Here is an 18,023-nt window from a genome sequence, read left to right on the forward strand (position 1 = left end):
CTCTGATCGAAGACTTACCCGCCGACATCGTGATGGCAGACACCGCATATGACAGTGATCGCCTACGTGCCGCCATCGCCGAGAAAGGCGCAGTGGCGGTGATCCCTAACAATCCTTCCCGCGCCAAGAAACACCCGCTGGACAAGGACCTCTATGCCCAACGCCATCTCATCGAATGCTGCTTCTCCAAGCTCAAGCACTTCCGCAGGGTCGCAACACGCTTCGAGAAAACAGCACGAAACTATCTCGCAGTCGTCACAATCGCAGCTATCGTCCTATGGATCAGGTAACTGTCCACACGACCTAGGACTTCCGATGTTCCCATCAACATCGCAAGACGGCCATCACCGGGGGCTTACGCGGATCGTGCCGCCCTGGTGCTTGCTCAATGCGGAATTCCGGCCGTGATTATCGGGATTGCCGAGGGCCAGGTTGGCGATGTCGCGCTTTATGTATTCAACAATGTCTGCGAATGGATCAGCCGAATATTGGCGCAGAACGTCGATATAGGCCTCATGCGTGCCGACATGGCCGAAATCGGCAACGCCGATCGCGGACACCAGGCTCTCTTGGCCCAGCCTGACGGTTCCGACGCCTTCTTTGTTCTTCCGGTCGAACCGGGGAATGATCAGGACGCCTTCGGCATAGGCCGAGGGTTCGTTAACATTCAGACCGATCTCTTGAGCGATCCGCGAATAGAGGGCTTCGCCTTCGAGAATCAGGCGGTCTATAGGCTCGTTGCTGCGGACCAGCTTGACGATCACGTGGCGCACGGCCTCATCATCGGTGACGAAGCTGTCGGGATAATAGAGCCCGTCATTCGCCTGTGTCATAGAGACCTTCGGCCATTCGCCTTGTAGGCCGCTTGAGCCGGAGGCCAGCATTCCAAAGCGGTCGGCGACTTCCATGAAGCGATCCGACCGCTCAAGGATTTCCGCTTCTGTCACCCCTTGGCGCTCAACACCGCGCAGCCGTTCCGTTTCGGCGTCGGCCGCTTCCTTTGCGGATATTGCCTATGCCGCCCGTTGCCGATCGCAGAAGCAGAGGAAGATCAGAGGCGCGCGAGCCTTCAGCAAGGCTGAGATGCTCAGCAAGCTTTCGCCTCGCATGTCCCTGCGGCATGAGATCCAACAGGAAAGGCGGCCAGCTGCGGCTATATCGATTTTCGAGATCGACGGGATAACGGACGGATAAGGCGCGATGATCACGGACCGTTTTTCCCGCAGAAAACTCCGTCGATGCCACGGTGACGAAATAGTCGAGATCGTAATCGACGATCGACGCGCCCTGGAAGCCGGCTGCGTCGTCCTTGAGTTCCAATGTCGCGGCGTGATGCCACTTGCCGTCAAAATGGGTTTGGAGCGTTAGGCGCATTAATTGACCCTCTCAATGGATCAATTATCGCAAAATTGGTATATATTCAACCCAATAAAGTGGGTTGAATCACGCATTGGACCACTGAGCCTATATCGAGATGCCCAAATCACCTAAGTTACGGCGGTGCCATGCAGAAGACTTCTCCAACAGAGACAGCCATCGCAATTAGCGCTCAATAAGAAATGAGTCTGAAAATGTAGCCTTTTGGCGCAAAATCTACCAATAGGCATTCAGCTTGACACAGATTGTTCACTCTTTATCGTTCGATCGATTATAGGATCGACGGACTTAAATGACTCGAACATCCCTTTCATATCCATATATACGGGATCCAAGTCTTCCATCTTCCGTACCGCAAGAAGGCTTTTTCGCAAATCGTTCATTGACGTTTGCAGCTTCTTCACGGCTACAGAATCCTGTAAGGACAGATTTTGAGTGTACGCGCTATATCCGGAATATTGTCTGGATAGGCTTGCTGCAATCTCGTCCCTCTTTTGAGAGTCCACTTTGCCATCATTGATAAGACCAGACGTAAAAGACTGAAATAGAACGAGCATATTTTCCCGTTCCTTATTCAAATTCTTGACAGCCTCGACCTTCATTTCTTCAATACGGTTCACTCGGGCTTCATACAGTGACCACCCGATCGTGTAGCCGCCCAAGCCTCCTGCCACCATGGTGGCGCATGCTGTGGCAAGGATATGTTCGCGGCAAAACGCAAGAGCTCCCTTCCACATTGTCAACACCTCCTGGTCGCAGATCGCGCACGACTACATGAACTCAGTCTGATAGTATATAGGAATTAATTGACGGATCGTTAGGGTTTTTGCCCGTTCCGGTTGACCTTGACGGACACACCGGTCTTCAGGCCGACCTCTTTCTTTGTCGCTTCGCGTCTGGGACACACGACCTTTTCCCAAAGATCGAAGTTTGCGTGCATTTCCATCGATTCGCGAATATCCGCTTCGAGCTTCTCGTCGCATACTGAGCGGGTGGCATTGGCAGAATTTTCAACCGTTACTGCGATAGCTTCCTGCGCAGAAACACCCGCGCCTGAAATAGCCAGCATAGCAGACACATAACCCGCCAACATGACGTCCTTCATCGGACGTCCAAAATACCCCGGCGAGTGTATTTCGACACTCACGCCGCCAAAATACCTCTTATCGTAATATTTTTCAATTGCTTCGTGAAATGACAGCTGAAGGAAATTTTCGAGTTCACCCTTTCTCAAGGCGATGTACTGAGACGCAAAATAGTTAGTTAGATCAAACGCTTCCGTGAGATCCTTTACATCGATCACGTCTTCCGTAACCCTGATCAAACTTCCGGACGTCTCCTTCCATATGTATTCGCCGTACGCAAATTCGTAGATATCCCGCTTATCTTCATCTTTCGATACTTGGATAATCGCCTGACGATTCTGCATCAGCCTGATGAGTCTTCGACTAAACTGGCCTTTCGCCATCGTCACGTCGAGCCACTTCACTTTCCGAGCAGGTATTTTTTCATCGGGATAACGACGGCTGACCACTTGATAATTCGGATCGAACTCGCCTTCAAACTCGCCAATGTAGACAGTCGAATTGTAGCCTTTGCCGGGTATTACAATGAGGTCGCCCGGACGAGCTTCCGCATAGAGGTCGTGAATCTCATGTACGAACCGTGGGGCCTGCACAGCCGGATTCTTAACTTGATAAGTCGCGGCGTCTCTACTCGGCTCGTCATCTTTTTTTGAGCCCCGGTGCCATAACGAAATACGCTTGGCCATTCGGAGCCGGTTTCGGAAATCTTCATCGTCAATGTTGATTACCGCTGGCAACGTGATGCCTGGTATGTCCAAGAAAACCGAATTCGTTTCAAAAAAATCCGCGTAAAAGCGCTTCCCATCCCCAGGATGAAGAATGAAGATTCGATGATCGTCAGGAAGGATGCGAATTTCTGGATCAATTACAACGGCCATAGACGCCCCGACAGAATCACTCTTAGATAGAAGTATAAGGTCTATTCAAAGCGCTACAACGATTGCAATATTTCTCGCCTCACCTCCACAACCTTTATACGAAATTTGTTCGTTTCGTATAATTGACGGCTTTTTGACAGAACGACCTCGGGGCATTCCTCGCAACACAATAGGGTCAAGCTTGCCAGCTCCCAAAACGGTCGCGGAAAATCCTGATCCGAGTGACCATCTTTCGGCCACGCAGTGCAATCGCGCACGAGAACACCATCACTGAAACGCTTGTTGTCGGATACAGCCAAGCGCCTGAAGAATTTTCACGATCAAACAAGATGAGCAGAATGGCGCCAATCGCCGCGAAGAAGACCATCCCGAAATCGTATTGTTTTGAGAGGCTGCTGAGCCGGGCCGAATGCCGGGCATAGCGTAACTGCCTTGCCAACTTTCGCTTTTCGGATACCAGTTGATCACGCTGGCGACCAAGCACGTATACGCCCTGCATTATCTGCTCTTCGAAGTTCGATTTACTCATATCGCTGACCTCAGATATTTTTCTGCAATTTCCTCTGTGAATTCGCCGTGCTGTTCGGCGTAGTCGATCAGGAACCGGATGAGCTTCAAGCGCTTGTCCGGTTCCACCTGACAGTTTTCCCTTGCGATGAAAGCGTCAACTGCCCCCGTGACCTGGTGATACAGGTCGACGGTATCCCGATTGTAAGGGCTTCCTTCCCCCGTGAGCATCCACGCGGGGTTCACATTGAATTTGACATGCAGAAGCCGGAGAAGTTTTGCCGGGATCTCGCGATTACCGCGCTCGTAGGTGTTGTAAGCGCTTTGCGACACCTCAAGCGCTTCTGAAAAGGGCACCTGCTTTAACCCGGAATCCTTCCGGATTTTACCCAGCCGCTGCCCCATCGCCTCCATGAATCCATCTTGCATCGAAATATCTCAAATGCGATAAAAGTGTTGTGTCCAGCGCGATTATATGATTCGTTCTGTCTCGTGTCGAATTATCTCTATGGAGTTGAGCAGTTATGCAATCTCAGCTTTTATCACCGAAGCAATTGGCCGATCGTTCCGGATGGCCGGTCGCTCGCATCCGGAACCTGATCGCCAAGCAGGAAATCCGTCATGTCCGGATTGGCGGAAGCTTGTTCCTGCCGGAAAACGCCGTGGATGAGTATCTTGCGGCGAATATGGTCGAGCCCAAGCAGAAGGCTTTGGCGCTTGCTGACAGCCTCTCCAGAGCGTGAGGAGCGGCACATGAAGCAGCAAGCTGAAGCGCTGGCCCCACGCCCCATCTACAAAGTCGCGGTCAGCCGCGTCCGTGCGGCGGAACTCCTCGACGTCTCGACGGGCACCTTTGACGACTGGGTTCGCCGTGGCCTGATGCCGAAAGGTGTGAAGATCGGCGCGTTGCGCCGTTGGGACGCGGAGGAAATCCGGGCGTCCTGGTACGACATCAAAGAACAGGGCTTGAGCGGAGATGAAGACGATGGCGAAAACCCGTTTGATTACGCGGTCGGGTAGTCAGCGCGTCCCCTTCAAATATTGCTCGCGAGATATCGATCGGCACGGCAACGAGCGTTTTTATCTCCGCCTGCCTGGCATGCCGAAATATCGCATGACGTCCGTTTATCTGGACGAGGCGGGCAGCGTTACCCAGGCGTTTACCGAGGAATATCATCGCGTATTGGCTGGCGATCGTGGTGAAAAGACGGTCCCGATTTCAAGACTGGAGCCCGGCTCGGTTCGCTGGCTGGTCGAGACCTATTATCGTTCCAAGGCATTTCAAAGCCAGTCTCCGGCCACGCAGAAAGACAAGAAGAGCGTTCTCAATCGCTATTGCGTCAATGTGGGCGAACTGCCGTTCAAGAAGATCCGCAAATCCGACATCGAAGCCAGTCAGATGAAGCGCAGCGGCACGCCCGGCGCGGCTGACAAGCTGGTGAAGTACCTGAAGGCTCTGTTCAATTGGGCCATCAGCGCCGAACTGGCCACCTTCAATCCCGCGAACGGCGTCACCAAAATCCATAAATCTCCCGGTTTCCACACCTGGAGCGAAGCGGAACTGGCGCGCTATCGCGCAGCCTATCCGCTGGGCTCCATGGCCCGGCTTGCAATGGAACTGATGCTGAATTTGGGCGTCCGCCGGTCGGACCTCGTCAAGCTCGGGTGGCGCAACTTGGTCGGCGACCGCATCGAATTCATGCCGGAGAAGGGCTCGGGCAAATATGCGCAGTCCCTCAGCTTGCCCGTCACAGACGAGCTTCGCGAGGCGCTGGACGCGATCACGCATGATCAGCCGACCTTTCTTGTCACCGAATACGGGAAGGCGTTCAGCGGGAACGGCTTCGGCAACAAGATGCGCCAGTGGTGCAACGATGCCGATTTACCGGAATGCTCGTCGCACGGCCTCAGAAAGGCGTCCGCGACCATCCTCGCCGAGGCCGGCGCGACCGAACATCAGTTGATGGCGATCTTCGGCTGGTCTGATTCCAAGATGGCCCAGCACTACACGAAAGCGGCCCAGTCCAAGCGGATTATCGATGCCGGTTTCGAGCGTAGGAAAACCTATGTGGCCCGCAAAAATGTCCCACTTTCATCGAACCGGAATTCCGGTGAGACAAATCGAGGAAAAAATGATGGAAAAACAACGTCCGAAGACAGAAATGGTGGGCCCGGAGGGACTCGAACCCCCAACCAAGCGGTTATGAGCCGCCGGCTCTAACCATTGAGCTACAGGCCCTCCGGTTTGCACCGGGCCGGTTTTGTCAATGGTTTCAGAAACCGGCGTGGGTCGTCTAGCGGAAAATCCTTGGCTCGACAAGTGTTTGCCGTAATGAGTGAGCAGTGTGGGATCGGGTTTCTGGCAGAGCTGGGGTTTTGGGGCGTTTTGCTGTTTGTTTCAGGAGGATTGATGTGGGCATGAATTCCATTGTTTCGCGCGGCTGTCTGGTGATTTTGGCCGGGTGCTGGCTGGCGGGTCCGGCGTTTGCGCAGGAGGGGCGGGAGGCCCGGCCGGTTCTAAATGTCGTCGGCGAGGGGCAGGTTTCCGTGGCGCCGGATATGGCCATTGTTCAGCTTGGAGTGGTGAGTGAGGGCAAGAGTGCCGATGAGGCCCTTGCTGCCAATAGCCGGTCCATGGCCAAGGTTTTGCAAGCCTTGAAGGATGGCGGTCTGGCGGAGCGGGATTTGCAGACGAGCGGGTTCCAGATCGTGCCCCTGTATCGGCAGGATCAGCCGGACAAGCCGCCGCAGGCGCCTTCTATCGAGGGCTATAGCGTATCGAATGGCCTGACCGTTCGCGTTCGGGACTTGCAGAAGCTTGGCGGTGTGATTGATCGCTCTGTCAAGCTTGGCGTCAATCAGGGTGGCTCGGTGGAATTTACCAATGACAAACCCGACGAGGCGCTGGATCGCGCCCGCAAGGCTGCTGTTGAAGATGCCATGCGCCGCGCCAGAATTTTGGCCGAGGCTGCGGGCGTCAAGCTTGGTCCCGTCATTTCCATTCAGGAAAGCGGCACAAATCCGGTGGCGGCGCCCATGGTAATGAAGGCGGCAATGCGTAATGCTGCGGCAGAAGCCGTGCCGATTGCCGCGGGAGAAAACAGCTACCGCGTTACGGTCAGCATGGCTTTTTCCCTTTCGCCGTGACTTCCCTTCCAGATTGACGGCCTTCGGCATGTTGATGCCGCATCAAGGCCTGTGAACGGCGCATCTGTCCAATCATTCCCGCGTGACGGCGATTGGCCTGTCAGATGCGCCGTAGAAGCGTCAGAACTTTACGCCAACGCCGACATTCACCACATGCTGTTTCATGTCGATGTCGATGCCGCTCAGATCCCTGGAGGCGAAATCGTTGTAGCGATATTCGCCGCGAACGAAGATGCGGTTGGTCAGCGCGTAGTCTACGCCAGCGCCAACCGTCCAGCCGTTAAAGGTGGTGTGACCATCGACAGAGCCGGTGTTGTCCAGGTGGCCGCGCGTGGCAGTCCAGCCGCCTGCCGCATAAACCAGGGCGCGATCCAGTGCATAGCCCACCCGCGCACGGGCAGAGCCGGATACATCCGTTCCCAACTTGATGCCGCTATAGTCGTTTTCATTCCAGTCGTAGTTCAGGTCGCCTTCGATGCCGACGATGACGTTGTGGCCCACGTCGAAATTCCACCCGGCAAAGCCGCCCAACCGGCCGCCATCGAAATCGTCGGAGGCGGAAGCGCCGCCAGACGAAAGTTTCATGTCCAGCCAGCCATAGCCGCCATGCACACCCGCATATCCGCCAGCCCAGCTGAAGGCAGCGGGCGTTTCCACCGCAGCCGGAGGCGCCGGTGTTTCGGAAACAGCGTCAGCCGCCATGGCCTGACCCGAAATCGCGAGCATTGCGGCGGTGGCGAGCAAAAGTTTGAAATTCATGTAAATACCCCTGAATGGACATGTCCGGCACAATCGTGACCGGTTACTGAAGCAGTTCGATCCGATAGGTGTATTGCGCGTCCGACCATCGGGCCGCGCGACTCCTATAGACTTCTATCTATCTGTTTTTGCAGGTGTTCTGCAAAAACGCGGCCACCATAGATAGAATGGCTGCCCTTGTCTGTAACTGAATTGCAACAATTCAGGGTTGCTTTTTCAGTCATGTCATTCTGAGGTGGGCTAAACGGAAAAGGCCCGGCGAGACGGGGCTCGCCGGGCCTTTTGTAAAAGACCAAAATAGGGGCTCTCAGAGCGCCTCTCTGCCTCGCCGAGCAAATATTAGAGCCTTTCACCGTTTCACGGAAACGATGAAAGGCTCTAATTGTTTGTTTCGACGCATTTCCGGACGCAAAAGCGAATACACTTTTGCTGGAAATGCTTTAGAACTTCATGCCCACGCCGACATTGATGACATGCTGGTTGAGATCGGTGTCGATGCCGGAAATGTTCTTGCTGCCGTAATCGTTGTAGCGATATTCGCCGCGCAGGAAGACCTTGTCGGTCACGGCATAATCGACGCCGGCGCCAACGGTCCAGCCGTTGAGGGTTGCCTTGTCGTCTACGGTGCCGCTGAAACCGGCGCGGGTGGCTGTCCAGCCGCCTGCGGCGTAGATCAGTGTGCGATCCATGGCGTAGCCGACGCGGCCACGGGCAGAGCCCGAGAATTCGGAACCGAAATCGACGCCCGATGCAACGCCTTCCTTGTTCCAGTCATAGTTCACGTCGCCTTCAAGGCCGAGAATCACATTGCTGCCGACATCGAAGTTCCAGCCGCCGAACGCGCCGAAACGGCCGCCATCAAAGGTGTGGGAACCCAGACCGCTGGAAAAATCGCCGTTCAGCCAGCTATAGCCGCCCTGCAAACCGAGATAGCCGCCCGACCAGCTGAAGGCAGCGGGGGCAACGTCGGTGGCAACCGGCGGCGGTGCGGGCGGTTCGGAAACGGCATCCGCGGCAAGAGCTGCGGAAGACCAGAGCGCTGCCGCTGCTGCGGCCGAAGCCAGGGTCAGTTTCTTCATCATGTTCTACTCCTGATAACAGTCTGGGCGAGGGGATTACGCCGCAGGTACACACCGCAGCCATGTGTTCAAAAAATGGAGAGGCTGATGAAAATTCTGAAAAAGGCAGTTCAGGCCGATCATATTTTCGTGCCGCTCGTGAAACATGCTGTGAGCCGCACTCGAAACGCGGTTCGCTCGAAATGGTTCCCTGCGGTCTGTCAAAAGCCTGTGGAAAGGCCTGTAAGTCTCAGCTGGAAACGTTACGCCAACCTTTTAGAAACTCTTAACCGCGATAATCCCGCATCAGATCAGGGAGCATGACATGGCGACGAAGGCACGCGGCACGAAGGGCAGGCGGCGCAAAACCAGCAGGGCGTCCAGCGGCGGCATGTGGCCGCTGTTGGCGGTGCTTGCCCTGGTAATCGGTGGAATCTCGGCCTATGACAACCGCAGCCAGCTTCTCAAGGTGGCCCATGGGCTGATCGGGGATGAGCGCAAGGGCGCAAGCCATGTGGCAGACGGCGCGCTTTCCGCCGCGCAAGCAACGGGTGAAAAGACCGGCTCGCTGCCGCCGCTGCCCATTCCGGCTCCCGTCAGGAGGAATGATCCATTGCCGCCCGCCGCAACGCCCGTTGCAGGGGTTGCGGCCTTGCAGCCCCTGCGCTCCGATGCGCCGTTGCCGCCAGCCAGTGGCAATGATGTCGATCAGCAGGTTGCCTCTCTTCGGGGCGGAATGGCAGAAAAACAGCGCATGTCCGGCAAGTTCTATTATTGCGGCACGAGCGGGCTGAACAATTGCGTGGTCGATGGCGATACCTTCTGGGTCAATCGCATGAAAATCCGCATGGCCGACATCGACGCTCCCGAAACCGAGCAGGCCAAGTGCAAATCGGAGCGCGATCGCGGATTCGCAGCCAAGATGCGGCTGCGGGATCTGCTCAATGCGGGAAGCTTCGAGCTGAGTTCCTTCGGCACGCGGGATGAGGACAAGTATGGCCGGAAATTGCGGGTTGTAACGCGCGATGGCCGCTCGCTGGGCGCCATGCTGGTCGATGAGGGGCTGGCGCGTCCCTGGACGGGGCAGCGCAAGCCCTGGTGCTGACCTAGCCCATGCCGATGCTGTGGAACCATTTGCGCGCGGCGGCGTTCATGCAGGTTACGCCGATGGAGAGGCTGATCCATAAGAAGAGGACGTGTTCGGATCACCTCTTCGGGAGGTCGTAAAAGCTTTCTGCTTTTGCCACTTTTCCGCCTTCTCCCCGACATGTGGCGGTAACATCATTCCTCTATGCTTTAATCACTTACAGGGAGAAGCGTAACATGACAGCCACCACCCAAGACATGACGATTTCCGAAGTCCTTCGTGATCCTATCATCCGCCAGGTTCTGCGTGCCGATGGCGTTTCGCTCAGCGCCTTTGCGCATCTTCTGGAAGATGCCGCCCGCCTGCGGCATAGCACCCTGGCCATGGACGGGCAGAATGTGCCGCAGCCTTACATGATTTGCGGTTCGGCTATGACGTCCACTTCTTGCAAGGGTATGTGACATTGACATATCGGGGCATGTAAAACGCCGGTCTGCACGCCAGACCGGCGTTTCATATTTTGTTTTCTATTTTGCGTATATCTTATAAATCCATACAACCTGCTTCAGCGCCGGCTGTTTTCCGGGAAGTCCATAAGGTCTTGCAGAGGTAAATTGAATTTGAGCGGGGGCGTGGATGTGACATTCTCATCGCACGCTTGTCAGACATCGCACCGATTATTTTCCGGTCGATGCGTAAAACCAAGGGGTGAATTGCGGGAATGAGCAGGCTTTTTCTCTGTTGGGGTGCAATGTTTGTTGCGGTCGCCGAAGCGGGCCATGCCGCTCAAACCACCGAGCCCCAGTTTGCCCAGGTGAATGGAACCTGCCAGCGGCTTGTGATCGGCAAGCAGGACATGACCGAACCTTGCGGCAAGGTGCTGGGGCGCAGCCTGCATTCGGATGGCCGTACGGGCATCTATTTCTTTGTGGGGCAAAATCATATCGTCACCTTCAGCGGCACGGTCAGCACCGAGCGCAAGCGTGATTCGATGGAGGTCGATACGATCAAGGTGGACCAGTTGCTGCTGAATGACGGGCGGGGCAAGGACCCGCAGCGTCTGGGTGCACGGGGCAAATGCGTAACGGCGCGCGTGACCGAAACCACCTTTACCGTTTCCTGTTCCGGCACGTTGCAACAGGGCACGGCCTTTTCCGGCAGTTTCCTGATCGACAAGTCGCTTTAGAGCATAATCCGACCGGAGTAAGCGAGGATCGACAAGCGCTCTACTGCATAATTCCTTAAATCGGAATCGATTTAAGGTGAAAATTATGCAGCAGATTTAAAGTGTTACAGCGCCGTGCGTTTGATAAAACGCACGGCGCTGTAAGATAATTCTTCCCGCGTGGCCGGCTGAATGTTTCCGTGTTCTCCTGAAACACGGAAACAGTCTGATCTACAGGCGGCACACTTTCAAAGACCGTTCTGCGCAATCACCTTTGTCAGGCTGCCCTCTGCCGGAAACAGCGGGATAAGGCAGGCTTGAAGCGCGTGATAAATGTCGCCCTTGCCGGGGAAGAGGGTGTAGGAGGGGGAGAGATCTTCCGACAATTCCTCATGCCAGCCGCCATATTGCCGATCCAGACTATGGCTGGAGATGAAATTCCAGATCTTGCGATAGCTTTCCTCGTGGAATTCGCTGGGGCTCAACTGGTTGAGAAAATGGGCGGCACCTGCGCCTTCGCAAAGCGGCCACCACAGTTTGAAGGTCTTGTCCGGGCGGTTGTTCCAGTCCAGCGTATAATGGAAGCCACCGCGCTCCTTGTCCCAGCCAAGCGACATGGACTGGAAAAACAGGCCGCGGGCGGCTTCCGGCATCCAGTCATGCTTGCGCCCGGAAAGAACCCAGAGCTGAAGCAGAAGGCGTGCCCATTCCAGCCAGTGGCCGGGCGTGGTGCCTGCGGGGCGGAACATTTCATTGAGGTGGTAATAATCCCGGTCCACCGTCCAGTTTTCATCGAAATGCTCGGCAACGCGGAAGCTTTCCTCCCTTGCGCGCCGGTTGATGATGAGATCGGCAATAGAAATGGCCTTGTCGAGATAATGGCTCTCGCCGGTCGCCTCATGCGCGGCCATCAGCGCCTCGGTCAGGTGCATGTTGGAGTTTTGCCCGCGATAGCCGGGCACGGGCTGCCAGTCTTCCGAAAATTCCTCGGCAATAGCGCCGTGGCGCTCTTCCCAGAACCGCTTTTCCAGTGTTTCGGTAATATCCTCCAGCATCCGGTCTGCAAGGGGGTGGCCAACGGTTTTGGCAGAAGAAGCCGCCAGCAGCACGAAGGCATGGCCATAGCCCTGCTTGGAGGCATCGGCGGCACCGTCATCATTGGCCTGCCAGTAATAGCCGCCATGCTTGCTGTCGCGGTGGCGATACCACAGATAATGCATTCCGTAATCCACCACATCGGCACTGCCGGGGCGGCCCAGCAGATCGCCAATGGCAAAGCAATGCACCATGCGGGCGCTGGAATGAATGCCGCGGGCGGGATTGTTGGTGGCAAGCGGCTTGCCCTCGCGGGTCAGGTCGTAAAAGCCGCCCTTGGGGTTGATCGCGCCGCCCTGAAAGAAATCGAACAGGATGTTGGCCTGTTGCAGCAGCCATTGGCGATGATAGGGACGGGAAGCCCAGGTCTCGGGCGGCGTTACCAGGGCATTCGGGGTGTCCAGCATGTCTTCCTCCACTCACTACAATCCGGATGGCTTTTGCAGAAGCCTGCCAGCGTGATTGACCGGCCAGCAGGCGCCCTGCATCCTGCATGTCAGGTTTACCGGCGAGCAGGGCGGATGAAAACCATATTCTTTTTCTGTCACATGTTGACATAAAGATATGTTTATGTGATTTCACGTTGATGCTTATGGAAGGAGTGCGCCTATGCTCGATTCACTGTTTGGCCAGGAGGGTTCGAAGCGGGATGGCGCGGAAATCCTGAAAGCCCTGCAAAAGGCCGCGCGGGAGCGCATTCTTATTCTCGATGGCGCCATGGGCACCGAGATCCAGAATCTGGGTCTGGAGGAGGAGGATTTTCGCGGTGAGCGCTTCATCGGCTGCGCCTGCCACCAGAAGGGCAATAACGACCTGCTGATCCTCACCCAGCCGGATGCCATCGAAGACATTCATTATCGCTATGCGATGGCCGGTGCCGACATCATCGAGACCAATACCTTCTCCTCCACCCGCATTGCCCAGGCCGATTACGAGATGGAGGGCGCGGTTTACGATCTGAACCGTCACGGTGCGGAGGTGGTGCGCCGCGCCATTCAGCGCGCCGAGCGGGAGGATGGCAAGCGCCGTTTCGTGGCGGGCGCGATTGGTCCGACCAACCGGACGGCCTCGATTTCGCCGGATGTCAACAATCCCGGTTTCCGCGCGGTTTCCTTCGACGACCTGCGGCTTGCCTATGGCGAGCAGATCGACGGGCTGATCGATGGCGGCGCCGACATCATCCTGATCGAAACCATTTTCGACACGCTGAACGCCAAGGCGGCGATCTTTGCCTGCGAGGAGCGCTTCGCCGCCAAGGGCATTCATCTGCCGGTGATGATTTCCGGCACAATCACCGATCTTTCCGGCCGCACGCTTTCCGGCCAGACGCCGTCTGCCTTCTGGTATTCGGTGCGCCATGCGCGGCCCTTCGCCATCGGCCTCAACTGCGCGCTGGGTGCCGATGCCATGCGCCCGCATTTGCAGGAACTCTCCGGCATTGCCGATACCTTCATTTCCGCCTATCCGAATGCGGGCCTGCCCAACGAGTTCGGCAAATATGACCAGACGCCGGAGATCATGGCGGAGCTGGTGTCCGGCTTTGCCGATGAGGGGCTGGTCAATGTGGTCGGTGGTTGCTGCGGCTCCACGCCTGCCCATATCCGCGCCATTGCCGAGGCGGTGAAGGGCAGGGCTCCCCGCCAGCCGCAGGAACACCGCCCCTTCATGTCGCTTTCCGGCCTTGAGCCCTTCGTGCTGACCAAGGACATTCCCTTCGTCAATGTCGGCGAGCGCACCAATGTCACAGGCTCGGCCAGGTTCCGCAAGCTGATTACGGCAGGTGATTACACCGCTGCATTGGCGGTTGCCCGTGATCAGGTGGAAAACGGCGCGCAGATTATCGACATCAACATGGACGAAGGCCTGATCGACAGCGAAAAGGCCATGGTGGAATTCCTGAACCTCATTGCCGCCGAGCCGGATATTGCCCGCGTGCCGGTGATGATCGATTCCTCGAAATTCCCGATTATCGAAGCCGGGCTTAAATGCGTGCAGGGCAAGGCGGTGGTCAATTCCATCTCGCTGAAGGAAGGCGAGGAAAACTTCATTGCGCAAGGGCGGCTCATCCGCAATTACGGCGCCGCCGTCGTCGTCATGGCCTTCGACGAGACGGGCCAGGCCGATACCTATGAACGCAAGGTGGAAATCTGCTCGCGCGCCTTCCGGCTCTTGACGCAGGAGGCGGGATTTGCGCCCGAAGACATCATCTTCGATCCCAATATCTTTGCGGTGGCCACGGGCATTGAGGAGCATAACAATTACGGCGTGGACTTCATCGAAGCCACCCGCACCATTCGCCAGAAAATGCCGCTGGTGCATATTTCCGGCGGCGTTTCCAACCTGTCCTTTTCCTTCCGTGGCAATGAGCCGGTGCGCGAGGCCATGCACGCGGTGTTTCTCTATCATGCCATTCAGGCGGGCATGGACATGGGCATTGTCAATGCCGGTCAGCTTGCCGTTTATGAAAGCATCGATGCCGAGCTGCGCGAGGCCTGCGAAGACGTGGTGCTGAACCGCCGCCCGGATGGCACGGAGCGGCTGCTGGAGATTGCCGAGCGCTTTCGCGGCACCGGCGCCAAGGAGGCCAAGGGGCAGGATCTTGCCTGGCGCGAATGGCCGGTGGAAAAACGGCTGGAACATGCGCTGGTCAATGGCATCACGGAATTCATCGAGGCCGATACGGAAGAGGCGCGGCAAAAGGCCGAACGCCCGCTGCATGTGATCGAAGGGCCGCTGATGGCGGGCATGAACGTGGTGGGCGATCTGTTTGGCGCGGGCAAGATGTTCCTGCCGCAGGTGGTGAAATCCGCCCGCGTGATGAAACAGGCCGTGGCCGTTCTCTTGCCTTATATGGAAGAGGAAAAGCGCCTTACCGGCGGCGACCAGAAAAAGAGTGCCGGCAAGGTGCTGATGGCCACCGTCAAGGGCGACGTGCACGACATTGGCAAGAATATCGTCGGCGTCGTTCTGGCCTGCAACAATTACGAGATCATCGATCTGGGCGTCATGGTGCCTGCCACGAAGATCCTTGAGGTGGCGAAGGAAGAGAAGGTCGATGTCATCGGCCTTTCCGGCCTGATCACGCCGTCGCTGGATGAAATGGTGCATGTGGCGGCGGAAATGCAGAAGCAGGGCTTCGACGTGCCGCTGCTGATCGGGGGCGCGACGACCAGCCGCGTTCACACGGCGGTGAAGATCCATCCGCAATATCAGGCGGGCCAGGCGGTTTACGTCACCGATGCCAGCCGTGCGGTGGGGGTCGTCTCGGCACTTCTGTCTGAAGAGGGCAGGGATGGTTATGTCGAGGGCATTCGCGGCGAATATGCCAGGGTGGCCGATGCCCATGCGCGGGCCGAGGCCGAAAAGCAGCGCCTGCCACTCAGCTCTGCCCGCGACAATGCCGTGAAGATCGACTGGAGCGGCTACACGCCCACCAGGCCCGGCTTTACCGGCATCAAGGTCTTTGAGGATTACGATCTCAAGGAACTGGCCGCCTACATCGACTGGACGCCTTTCTTCCAGACATGGGAATTGAAGGGCCGCTATCCGGCCATTCTGGAGGATGAAAAACAGGGCGAGGCCGCCCGCCAGCTTTATGCCGATGCGCAGGCCATGCTGGAAAAGATCATTGCGGAAAACTGGTTCCGCCCCCGCGCCGTCATCGGCTTCTGGCCTGCCAATGCCGTCGGCGACGATATTCGCCTGTTCACCGATGAAAGCCGCATGGAAGAGCTTGCCACCTTCTTCACGCTGCGCCAGCAGCTTGCCAAGCGCGACGGCCGCCCGAATGTGGCGCTTTCGGATTTCGTGGCGCCGAAGGAAAGCGGCATTGCCGATTACGTCGGCGGCTTCGTCGTCACGGCGGGCATAGAGGAAGTGGCGATTGCCGAGCGCTTCGAACGCGCCAATGACGATTACTCCTCCATCATGGTCAAGGCGCTGGCCGACCGTTTCGCCGAGGCCTTTGCCGAACGGATGCATGAGCGCGTGCGCAAGGAATTCTGGGGCTATGCCAAGGATGAGGCGCTGTCCAACGAGGAACTGATCGGCGAAGGCTATGCGGGCATCCGCCCGGCGCCCGGCTATCCGGCCCAACCCGACCATACGGAAAAGACCACGCTGTTCAGCCTGCTGCACGCCACCGAAACCACCGGCGTAACGCTGACGGAAAGCTACGCCATGTGGCCGGGCTCATCCGTCTCCGGCCTCTATATCGGCCATCCCGACAGCTACTATTTTGGCGTTGCCAAGGTGGAGCGCGATCAGGTCGAAGACTATGCACGCCGCAAGGGCATGGACATTCGCGCGGTGGAACGCTGGCTGGGGCCGGTGTTGAACTATGTGCCGAAGGCGGCGGCAGGCGAAGAGGCCGCTTGAGGCGAAACCGCGTTTGCAACGGGTGACGAAAGAGCCAGCCAGACAAAAATGCTGGCGCAGCAGGGTTTCGTGGAAAGGCTGCTGCGCCATCGCGCCGTTTGCTTTATCGCTTATCAGGTTCCTCGCAGCGCAACTGATAGGTCATCGCTTGATAGCGGCGAAGATTGCCGGCTTGCATGTTCAGATGCCGGGGGCAATTTCCATTGGCTTTATGGGGCTTGCACATAAGGCAGCCGGCGCGGCGGTTTTTAGGTCGCTTTCGTTTATGATGCATGAGTGTTCTCCGTGATCCGGCGCGGCCTCTCGCCGCCCGGGCATGTGGGAGAAATGGAAATTAGTTTTCGTCATAAGCGACCTTTTACTCGAAATGGCTGATGATGCTGATGCCGCTTTCGCGGAAGCTGTCCATGGCGGGAAGGGCGGTTGCAGCGTCTGTGAGGCTGATGTGACGGCCAATCAGCTTTTCGGGAGAAAGTCTGCCACTTTCAATCATGGCCAGCATGGCATCGTAGCGCCAGGCCTGCATTCCGTGGCTGCCATAGATTTCCAGCTCGTGCGCAATCACGCGGGCCATCGGCACGGCCGACATGGCGTGGTCGCCCAGCATAAGCCCCACCTGCACATGGCGTCCGCGACGGCGCAGATTGCTGATGGAATTGCAGCATGTTGCGGGATGGCCCAGCGCATCGACGGAGACATGCGCACCGCCGCCGGTGATGTCGCGCACGGCTTGCGCCACGTCTTCCACGTCACGGCTGTTGATGGTGGCGATGGCGCCGAGCTGGCGGGCAAGGGCAAGCTTGTCCTCGGCAATGTCGATGGCTACCACCTGCGCCCCGAGACCGGCGCCAATCATGATGGCGGAGAGGCCGACACCGCCGCAGCCATGCACGGCCAGCCACTCGCCACCTTTGAGGCGGCCCTGATCGACCACCGCCCGGAAGGAGGTGGCAAAGCGGCAGCCAAGGCTTGCGGCGGTGTCGAAGCCCATGCTTTCAGGCAGGTGAACGAGGTTCTGGTCGGCATAGCCGATCGCGACATATTCGGCAAATGAACCCCAATGGGTAAAGCCCGGTTGGAATTGCGTTTCGCAAACTTGCTGGTTGCCGGAGCGGCACTCACGGCAATGGCCGCAGCCCGAGACAAAGGGCACAGTGACGCGATCGCCGATCCTGAAACGGCGCACGTCGCGGCCGACGGCTGCAACCACGCCGGCAAATTCATGGCCGGGAACATGCGGCAGGCGAATATCCGGATCGTGACCCATCCAGCCATGCCAATCGCTGCGGCAAAGACCTGTAGCCTCCACCTTGATGACCACGCCATCGGACTGAGGCGACGGGTCCGGCAGGCTTGCGACCTTTGGCGCCTCGCAGAAATTTTCGAAGATCAAGGCTTTCATGGATATCCCCCAAGGCGTTTTCGCGCTTCGGGCATGGCCCAAGCGTTGACCGGCGGTGTTTTGCCGCCTCTGCCGGTCCGGGTCAA

At 57.3% G+C, this 18,023-nt stretch carries 17 protein-coding genes, 1 tRNA gene and 2 pseudogenes; 10 read left to right on the top strand and 10 right to left on the bottom strand.

The annotated features are described in order from the left end of the window. The coding region (locus T424_RS0112230) for an IS5/IS1182 family transposase (protein WP_027487988.1) at positions 1-290 on the top strand (290 nt) is incomplete at its 5' end. 60 nt (positions 291-350) lie between these two features. Here the strand turns inward: T424_RS0112230 and T424_RS23240 are convergent. The 5 genes and pseudogenes from T424_RS23240 to T424_RS0112255 form a co-directional block, all read right to left on the bottom strand. Further along, positions 351-1,374 (bottom strand): annotated as a pseudogene (locus tag T424_RS23240) (type II toxin-antitoxin system HipA family toxin); the annotation flags it as partial. 233 nt (positions 1,375-1,607) lie between these two features. Beyond that, positions 1,608-2,114, bottom strand: coding sequence for a hypothetical protein (locus T424_RS0112240; protein WP_027487989.1), 507 nt, complete (start codon positions 2,112-2,114; stop codon positions 1,608-1,610). Between the two features lie 80 nt (positions 2,115-2,194). Further along, positions 2,195-3,340: a hypothetical protein gene (locus tag T424_RS20890; RefSeq protein WP_051558953.1), complete on the bottom strand. Its 1,146-nt coding sequence runs from the start codon at positions 3,338-3,340 to the stop codon at positions 2,195-2,197. A gap of 175 nt (positions 3,341-3,515) precedes the next feature. Then, positions 3,516-3,869 carry a hypothetical protein gene (locus T424_RS0112250; RefSeq protein WP_027487990.1) on the bottom strand — a complete coding sequence of 118 codons (354 nt, stop codon included), beginning with the start codon at positions 3,867-3,869 and terminating at the stop codon, positions 3,516-3,518. After that, a complete protein-coding gene (locus T424_RS0112255; RefSeq protein WP_027487991.1) occupies positions 3,866-4,276 on the bottom strand; it encodes a helix-turn-helix domain-containing protein in 411 nt (136 codons plus the stop codon). Before T424_RS0112255 ends, T424_RS0112250 begins: the two co-directional genes overlap by 4 nt. A gap of 95 nt (positions 4,277-4,371) precedes the next feature. On the opposite strand from T424_RS0112255, the gene T424_RS22110 reads away from it, so the two are divergent. The 3 genes and pseudogenes from T424_RS22110 to T424_RS23245 form a co-directional block, all read left to right on the top strand. After that, a complete protein-coding gene (locus tag T424_RS22110) occupies positions 4,372-4,590 on the top strand; it encodes a helix-turn-helix domain-containing protein (protein ID WP_084268489.1) in 219 nt (72 codons plus the stop codon). Positions 4,591-4,600: 10 nt separating this feature from the next. Beyond that, entirely contained in the window at positions 4,601-4,867 is a 267-nt protein-coding gene (locus T424_RS0112265; protein WP_027487993.1) for a helix-turn-helix transcriptional regulator, read from the top strand. A 601-nt stretch (positions 4,868-5,468) separates the two neighbouring features. Continuing rightward, a pseudogene (locus T424_RS23245) lies at positions 5,469-5,810 on the top strand (tyrosine-type recombinase/integrase); the annotation flags it as partial. Between the two features lie 200 nt (positions 5,811-6,010). Here the strand turns inward: T424_RS23245 and T424_RS0112275 are convergent. Next, a tRNA-Ile gene (locus T424_RS0112275) sits at positions 6,011-6,086 on the bottom strand. A 179-nt stretch (positions 6,087-6,265) separates the two neighbouring features. On the opposite strand from T424_RS0112275, the gene T424_RS0112285 reads away from it, so the two are divergent. Next, positions 6,266-6,994: an SIMPL domain-containing protein gene (locus tag T424_RS0112285; RefSeq protein ID WP_027487995.1), complete on the top strand. Its 729-nt coding sequence runs from the start codon at positions 6,266-6,268 to the stop codon at positions 6,992-6,994. A 120-nt stretch (positions 6,995-7,114) separates the two neighbouring features. On the opposite strand, the gene T424_RS0112290 is transcribed toward T424_RS0112285, so the two are convergent. Beyond that, on the bottom strand, positions 7,115-7,753 hold the full coding sequence (locus tag T424_RS0112290) for an outer membrane protein (RefSeq protein ID WP_027487996.1): 639 nt from the start codon (positions 7,751-7,753) through the stop codon (positions 7,115-7,117). A 440-nt stretch (positions 7,754-8,193) separates the two neighbouring features. Continuing rightward, positions 8,194-8,832 (bottom strand): outer membrane protein, encoded by a 639-nt coding sequence (locus T424_RS0112295; RefSeq protein ID WP_027487997.1) that lies wholly within the window; start codon positions 8,830-8,832, stop codon positions 8,194-8,196. 87 nt (positions 8,833-8,919) lie between these two features. Here T424_RS0112295 and T424_RS22560 point away from each other — a divergent pair, with 87 nt between their 5' ends. From T424_RS22560 to T424_RS0112320, 4 genes are all read left to right on the top strand, one after another. After that, entirely contained in the window at positions 8,920-9,135 is a 216-nt protein-coding gene (locus T424_RS22560) for a hypothetical protein (RefSeq protein ID WP_154664896.1), read from the top strand. 1 nt (position 9,136) lies between these two features. Then, on the top strand, positions 9,137-9,916 hold the full coding sequence (locus T424_RS23065) for a thermonuclease family protein (protein ID WP_037067571.1): 780 nt from the start codon (positions 9,137-9,139) through the stop codon (positions 9,914-9,916). Between the two features lie 218 nt (positions 9,917-10,134). Continuing rightward, positions 10,135-10,359, top strand: coding sequence for a hypothetical protein (locus tag T424_RS22875; protein ID WP_037067573.1), 225 nt, complete (start codon positions 10,135-10,137; stop codon positions 10,357-10,359). Between the two features lie 290 nt (positions 10,360-10,649). Beyond that, complete coding sequence (locus tag T424_RS0112320; protein WP_027487999.1) at positions 10,650-11,084, top strand: hypothetical protein; 435 nt, start codon at positions 10,650-10,652, stop codon at positions 11,082-11,084. Positions 11,085-11,311: 227 nt separating this feature from the next. Here the strand turns inward: T424_RS0112320 and T424_RS0112325 are convergent, their stop codons facing one another. After that, entirely contained in the window at positions 11,312-12,565 is a 1,254-nt protein-coding gene (locus T424_RS0112325; RefSeq protein ID WP_051558954.1) for an AGE family epimerase/isomerase, read from the bottom strand. Positions 12,566-12,767: 202 nt separating this feature from the next. On the opposite strand from T424_RS0112325, the gene metH reads away from it, so the two are divergent. Then, complete coding sequence (gene metH / locus T424_RS0112330) at positions 12,768-16,535, top strand: methionine synthase (RefSeq protein ID WP_027488001.1); 3,768 nt, start codon at positions 12,768-12,770, stop codon at positions 16,533-16,535. 358 nt (positions 16,536-16,893) lie between these two features. Here the strand turns inward: metH and T424_RS0112335 are convergent, their stop codons facing one another. Further along, entirely contained in the window at positions 16,894-17,937 is a 1,044-nt protein-coding gene (locus T424_RS0112335; RefSeq protein WP_027488002.1) for a zinc-dependent alcohol dehydrogenase family protein, read from the bottom strand. Positions 17,938-18,023 lie beyond the last annotated feature (86 nt).

The sequence above is a fragment of the Allorhizobium undicola ORS 992 = ATCC 700741 genome (assembly GCF_000621665.1).
Taxonomy (GTDB): domain Bacteria; phylum Pseudomonadota; class Alphaproteobacteria; order Rhizobiales; family Rhizobiaceae; genus Allorhizobium; species Allorhizobium undicola.

Bases quoted from the DNA above. Each gene is read 5' to 3' on its own strand.
- T424_RS22875 (WP_037067573.1), top strand. From the start codon at position 10,135: ATGACAGCCACCACCCAAGACATGACGATTTCCGAAGTCCTTCGTGAT.
- T424_RS0112240 (WP_027487989.1), bottom strand. From the start codon at position 2,114: ATGTGGAAGGGAGCTCTTGCGTTTTGCCGCGAACATATCCTTGCCACA.
- T424_RS23065 (WP_037067571.1), top strand. From the start codon at position 9,137: ATGGCGACGAAGGCACGCGGCACGAAGGGCAGGCGGCGCAAAACCAGC.
- T424_RS0112320 (WP_027487999.1), top strand. From the start codon at position 10,650: ATGTTTGTTGCGGTCGCCGAAGCGGGCCATGCCGCTCAAACCACCGAG.
- T424_RS0112290 (WP_027487996.1), bottom strand. From the start codon at position 7,753: ATGAATTTCAAACTTTTGCTCGCCACCGCCGCAATGCTCGCGATTTCG.
- T424_RS0112325 (WP_051558954.1), bottom strand. From the start codon at position 12,565: ATGCTGGACACCCCGAATGCCCTGGTAACGCCGCCCGAGACCTGGGCT.
- T424_RS22560 (WP_154664896.1), top strand. From the start codon at position 8,920: ATGAAAATTCTGAAAAAGGCAGTTCAGGCCGATCATATTTTCGTGCCG.
- T424_RS0112265 (WP_027487993.1), top strand. From the start codon at position 4,601: ATGAAGCAGCAAGCTGAAGCGCTGGCCCCACGCCCCATCTACAAAGTC.
- T424_RS22110 (WP_084268489.1), top strand. From the start codon at position 4,372: ATGCAATCTCAGCTTTTATCACCGAAGCAATTGGCCGATCGTTCCGGA.
- T424_RS0112335 (WP_027488002.1), bottom strand. From the start codon at position 17,937: ATGAAAGCCTTGATCTTCGAAAATTTCTGCGAGGCGCCAAAGGTCGCA.
- T424_RS20890 (WP_051558953.1), bottom strand. From the start codon at position 3,340: ATGGCCGTTGTAATTGATCCAGAAATTCGCATCCTTCCTGACGATCAT.
- T424_RS0112285 (WP_027487995.1), top strand. From the start codon at position 6,266: ATGAATTCCATTGTTTCGCGCGGCTGTCTGGTGATTTTGGCCGGGTGC.
- T424_RS0112250 (WP_027487990.1), bottom strand. From the start codon at position 3,869: ATGAGTAAATCGAACTTCGAAGAGCAGATAATGCAGGGCGTATACGTG.
- T424_RS0112255 (WP_027487991.1), bottom strand. From the start codon at position 4,276: ATGCAAGATGGATTCATGGAGGCGATGGGGCAGCGGCTGGGTAAAATC.
- T424_RS0112295 (WP_027487997.1), bottom strand. From the start codon at position 8,832: ATGAAGAAACTGACCCTGGCTTCGGCCGCAGCAGCGGCAGCGCTCTGG.
- metH (WP_027488001.1), top strand. From the start codon at position 12,768: ATGCTCGATTCACTGTTTGGCCAGGAGGGTTCGAAGCGGGATGGCGCG.